Below are 5,041 nucleotides of genomic sequence, written 5' to 3'. Positions count from 1 at the left end.
GTCGGCTTATAATTTTAGCTGGCTCAACTTATTTCTCAGATCTGACATCGGGATTTTACATTTGCTTATTCCTCCGCTAATGTAAGATTGCCGATGTTTTTGTATTCTTGATAATAGAGTCCCAAAAGTCCTCCGATAGTTCCCATGCCTCTGGAGATATATAGTAACGAAGTTGCTACGGCAGCTTTTTCGATTAATAAAGAAGGTATCAAGCGTAGAATGCCAATGACTATTAGGGCAAATCCTTTAAGGATACGCATTGACTGAATTGAAAAGGAAGGATACAGTTCTTTTTCATGAGAACTATGATTACTCCAGGTACGATAACCGCGAAACAAAATCCATTTTAGGTTAGTACGAGAAGTAATAATCAGATCGTATACTATGGCTTCATCTGCCCAGGTGATTTTATATCCCGCTTTATTAAGAGTCAGAAATAAGTATGAATCTGAACCTCCAGAAATAGCAAAGCGATTATCAAAAACTGGATTTAATTTACGCAAAATATCAGCTCTAACCAAGACATTATTAGTAAAAGCTACTGGTCTTTGTTCTCCAGTTGAATAACGAGGTGCGTCAAAAAATTTACCTTTAATAATCCAGTTTGGAACCTGACAATCCTCAAAGCGAGGTAATACTGGTCCTGTAACAATATCTGAATCATATTCTTGCTGTACGAGTACTAATGTCTCTAACCATGAAGATTCGGGAATTTCATCATCATCAAGAATCGCGATAAAATCTGCATCTGTAGAAACCATAGATATAGATTTGTTCCGAGCATAGGTTATGCCTCGTTGAGTTTCAACACCCGTTTTGAGCGTCCATTGGAACTCCGATTCTAGTTCTGCACAAATTTTGTTGGCTAATCCTGCAGTATCATTATCAACTACAATAACTTCAATTTCAGGACGTTCGATTTTTTTAAACGTCAGTTCATTTAGTCCTTTAAGCAAAAGCCGCAATCCTTGTGGTCTTTTGTAAGTTATGACACATACGGAAATCAACATATTTTAAGTGTTTTCCTTAAACCATTTATTAAATACACTGCAAACCCTCATACTACTTCTCGCATACTAAATTCGATCTAGCTCGTTGATATATTCGCGATCATAAATAAATTTTTATAGCTTAACACCACTCAAACAAGCAGTATTGGCAGAAAACCAATAGCAATTTGAAAGAATTCTGATGCAAGTTTATTATATGATTTAGCTTATCACTAAACATTATAATAGTTTAAATTAACTGATTAAAAAGAAATAATCTTGGATTTATTAAAGATGGGATTTGTGAATTTATTACGTTTTGCTGAACCGATCGCACTACATAAGAATATATTTGCCTAAGTCCTGAAAATAATGAATCTAAACGAGATCAAAATTAAAATTGCCCGAATCACAAAAAAATCGCTATTCCAAGATACTTCCTGGATGTTAATTGCCAGATTATTCAATGTCATTGTCCAGGCAGCTTATTTTGTAATCTTGGCTCGTTCTCTGGGAGCAGAAAACTATGGATCTTTTGTAGCTGTTACGGCATTAGCTTCTTTGTTATTTCCCTTTATTGCGCTTGGTAGTGATGATGTTTTAGTTAAAGAGGTATCGGTAAATCGGACAATCTTTTCAAGTTATTGGGGAAATACTCTACTAATTCTCCTGGTTAATAGTATTTGTCTTACTAGCTGCTTATTATTGCTCGCTCGGCTGATTTTTCCTGATAATATCTCTTTATTGACAATCGCTTTTTTGTTGATCGCAGATTTGTTTGGTTTAGGATTGCAAGAGGTTAGCAACAAAGCACTTAGAGCCATAGGGTTCGTCGACAAAGCTGCTCAGCTTGTAGTTTTAAGTACGGTAGGTAAACTTTTGGCTGTCTTGTGTTTAATAACATTCGTCGATAATCTCAACTCTGCAACCAATTTAGAACTTAATACTTGGTCGGTGCTATATTTCGCCAGCTCATTTCTCGTTGGCTTATTTGCTCTTGGGAGCGTCAATAAAATAGGGGGTAAACCTACATTAAAGTTAACCAGACTTAAATCAGATATTGCCCAAGGAATTTATTTTGCTATTGGTATGTCAGCTAATAATATCAACAATAATATTGATAAAACTATGCTTGCCAGCATGGCAACTTTAGATGCTACAGGAATATATGGTTCAGCTTACCGCTTTATTAATATTGGTGATGTTCCAGCCATGGCTCTGTTTAGTGCCAGCTATCCCCGATTTTTCCAAGAAGGTTCTCGAGGATTTAAGAGCTGTCTCAATTTTGCGAAAAAACTATTGCCGATAATTTTGGTCTACGGTGTTTTTAGTTTCGCTGCTTTTGAAATTTTTGCACCTTTAGTTCCTAAAATTTTGGGTGCTGAATATCAAAATGCTATTTCCACTTTGCGTTGGCTTGCTCCGCTTCCGTTCATTACTGCTCTGCAATTACTAACTGCTAATACTTTGACAGGTTTAGGATATCAGAGGAGCCGTAGCATAGTACAGATCATAGCCGCGATGATCAACGTAATTTTAAACTTCTGGCTAATTCCAATTTTTGGCTTGTATGGGGCAATTTGGGCAACGCTGACTTCTGATGGAATTAGAATGATTTCTCTAAACATTGTTTTATTTTATCTATATAGGAAGAGTCAGAAGCCTGCAACAGAACAGTAAAGATTAGTTATTGAACTAATTAAAATAACTACAACCTTTAATTTTGATGCTGCAAGCCGTACAATACCGAACCGACCAAACCTACTTGGGGATTTAAAACAATGTGTACAGGAACTTCCTCAATCAAGGTGCTAACTCTACCTTTATTTTTAAATACTTTTAAAAATCTACCATCTTGCATTAGGGGTAAGATTTTGGCAGCAATCCCCCCAGCAATATAAATTCCGCCATAAGAAAGCAGTTTGAGGGCGAGATTTCCCGTTTCTGCACCATAAGCTTCAACAAACATTTCCATAGTTTTTTCGCATAGGCGATCGCTTTGCTTAAAAGCTGCTTGCGATATAATCGCTGCGGGATCGATGTTTTTTTTCTGCCCCTGTTCCCAAAGCCTAATTCGCTCACTAATTTCGACTGACTCTTCTGCAAAGCCATAATCCCGGAGAAACTGATAGATCGAGGTAATTCCCTGACCTGAAACTACTCTTTCCACTGAAATGTGTTCTACTTTTAGTTTAGTTCGCAGATATTTTAATAGTTCAGTCTCTAAATCGTTGCGGGGAGCAAAATCTGAGTGTCCTCCTTCGCTGGCAAAAATCTGATATTTCTGACCTTGGGGGATTAAGAAAGCCTCTCCTAAACCTGTCCCTGCACCAATGACGGCGATGGGTGAATCTTTTCTGGCCTCGCCAGTCTGTAGCGTATGAACATCAAAATCTTTTAAACCCAAAATTCCGAAACTATTGGCGGCAAAATCATTAATTAGGCTGATTTTAGCAATATCTAACTCCATTTCCAGGCGTTGCGTCTGCAAAACCCACTGAAGATTGGTCAAGTGGCAGGTATTATTCACTACTGGACCAGCGATCGCAAAACAGGCTAACTGTGGCTTGAGATACTTATCCTGAGCTAAAAATTCTTGCACCATTGGCACTAAATCGGGAAAACTGGCACTGATATATTGGGCTTCTCTGACAGTTTTGAAAGTCTTTTCGGTCAGAGTGACTGACGTAACCTCTACCAAGCGCAGAATAGTCTTGGTTCCGCCAATATCCCCAGCTAATAAAAACATAGTTTACCTGTTTCGATCTAGATCTTATATTCGATTATTTGTCTCTTGGTGCAGTTGCTTGAAATAAACCAAATCACATCTGTCGGTTTCTACACCATCGGCGGATTGATAGCCGTTAAGCTCGTACAATTTTACCGCTTCCTTCAATATGGATACGGTTTCAAGCCAAATTTCTTGATAATCCTTAATAGCGATCGCTTTTTCTAACTGCACTAATAAGTATTTACCCAAGCCTTGTCCTCGAACATCTGGTAGTAAATACATTTTGCGTATTTCTACAGCATTTTGTCCTCTAGCTATAGGCTGATATGCCGCTGTCCCGACAATAGTTGAATTTTGCTCGACTACCCAAAACTCACCACCCACTTTTAAATAAGCCGACTCTACTTCAATCGCATCACGATCTGCTAATTCTGGCTGCCAGGGCAAGCCGTACTCTGCCAATACAGTTTTAATTACCTCCGCTGCTGCATGGCGATCTTCCTGCCGCCAATCCCTGACTAAAAACTCTTGATATTTCTGCTTCATTTGTTATCCTTTTGACTATGTAACCTGGGTTTATAATATGTGGATATCCAGAACGTTTCAGTCTAATAAATAATTATGCAGCTTCGATTACAGCTAGGGTGCAATCGGAGTATTATTTGTGGGACATGATTGCACACAGTAGGCTAAAATTTTTTCTCAATTCCCAAAATCTTACTATTTGCTCATGACGATTGAAGAACTACAAGCCGCGCTGGCAGACATTAACAATTTAGTTGTTACGTTTCAAACATCGGTAGCCTTGGAAAAATACTATGCCGAGAATACTGTGATAATTGAAGGCGACGGTACGATCACCACTGGGAAAGAAGCCTGTCGCCAAGGAAGAGCTATCTTTTTTAACGAAATGTTGGTCGAGTTTAGAGAGTCTAGGTTGATTAGTCAAGATATTGCAGTCTCAGCCGATCATAGTTATGACTTCGTTGTAGTTTCTAATTGGTACAACGATTTCACCATCAAATACGGTGAACAGATCATTGATAATAAAAGCAATCAACGGTAGTGCGAAAGATGTAAGGATAGAGAAAATAGCAGGCGGATTAGGATGTCAATAAATTGTCCTTGATGTGAATCAAGGCACGTTGTAAAAAATGGCAGAATAGATAATGGTAAACAAAATTACAAGTGCCGTGACTGTGGCAGACAGTTTGTAGAGAACCGACAGCAAAAGATTATAAGCCAATCGACGAAAGATTTAATTGACCAGCTTTTATTGGAGAAGATTCCATTGACAGCAATTGGCGCCAGTTACAGACGT

General features: G+C 38.2%; 5 protein-coding genes. 2 read left to right on the top strand and 3 right to left on the bottom strand.

Annotation, left to right across the window (positions count from 1 at the left end; translation table 11 throughout):
• Positions 1-65: 65 nt before the first annotated feature.
• The gene (locus tag V6C71_15315; protein ID HEY9769838.1) at positions 66-1,010 is read right to left on the bottom strand and encodes a glycosyltransferase; all 945 of its coding nucleotides are present in this window, start codon (positions 1,008-1,010) and stop codon (positions 66-68) included.
• A 351-nt stretch (positions 1,011-1,361) separates the two neighbouring features.
• Between V6C71_15315 and V6C71_15310 the strand changes: the two genes are divergently transcribed.
• On the top strand, positions 1,362-2,669 hold the full coding sequence (locus V6C71_15310; GenBank protein ID HEY9769837.1) for an oligosaccharide flippase family protein: 1,308 nt from the start codon (positions 1,362-1,364) through the stop codon (positions 2,667-2,669).
• A 37-nt stretch (positions 2,670-2,706) separates the two neighbouring features.
• Here V6C71_15310 and V6C71_15305 read toward each other — a convergent pair whose 3' ends face one another.
• Both V6C71_15305 and V6C71_15300 read right to left on the bottom strand, forming a co-directional pair.
• Complete coding sequence (locus V6C71_15305) at positions 2,707-3,738, bottom strand: glucokinase (GenBank protein HEY9769836.1); 1,032 nt, start codon at positions 3,736-3,738, stop codon at positions 2,707-2,709.
• A 24-nt stretch (positions 3,739-3,762) separates the two neighbouring features.
• Positions 3,763-4,266: a GNAT family N-acetyltransferase gene (locus V6C71_15300; protein HEY9769835.1), complete on the bottom strand. Its 504-nt coding sequence runs from the start codon at positions 4,264-4,266 to the stop codon at positions 3,763-3,765.
• Between the two features lie 184 nt (positions 4,267-4,450).
• Between V6C71_15300 and V6C71_15295 the strand changes: the two genes are divergently transcribed.
• Positions 4,451-4,786, top strand: coding sequence for a hypothetical protein (locus V6C71_15295; protein HEY9769834.1), 336 nt, complete (start codon positions 4,451-4,453; stop codon positions 4,784-4,786).
• Positions 4,787-5,041 lie beyond the last annotated feature (255 nt).

The sequence above is a fragment of the Coleofasciculaceae cyanobacterium genome, assembly GCA_036703275.1.
In the GTDB taxonomy this organism is placed as follows: domain Bacteria; phylum Cyanobacteriota; class Cyanobacteriia; order Cyanobacteriales; family Xenococcaceae; genus Waterburya.
Note: the sequence above shows the minus strand (reverse complement) of the source record. Positions and strands in the feature narration are given on the sequence as shown.

What these genes read in the sequence shown, in the direction of transcription:
- V6C71_15305 (HEY9769836.1), bottom strand. Translation starts at nt 3,738, where the DNA reads ATGTTTTTATTAGCTGGGGATATTGGCGGAACCAAGACTATTCTGCGC.
- V6C71_15300 (HEY9769835.1), bottom strand. Translation starts at nt 4,266, where the DNA reads ATGAAGCAGAAATATCAAGAGTTTTTAGTCAGGGATTGGCGGCAGGAA.
- V6C71_15295 (HEY9769834.1), top strand. Translation starts at nt 4,451, where the DNA reads ATGACGATTGAAGAACTACAAGCCGCGCTGGCAGACATTAACAATTTA.
- V6C71_15315 (HEY9769838.1), bottom strand. Translation starts at nt 1,010, where the DNA reads ATGTTGATTTCCGTATGTGTCATAACTTACAAAAGACCACAAGGATTG.
- V6C71_15310 (HEY9769837.1), top strand. Translation starts at nt 1,362, where the DNA reads ATGAATCTAAACGAGATCAAAATTAAAATTGCCCGAATCACAAAAAAA.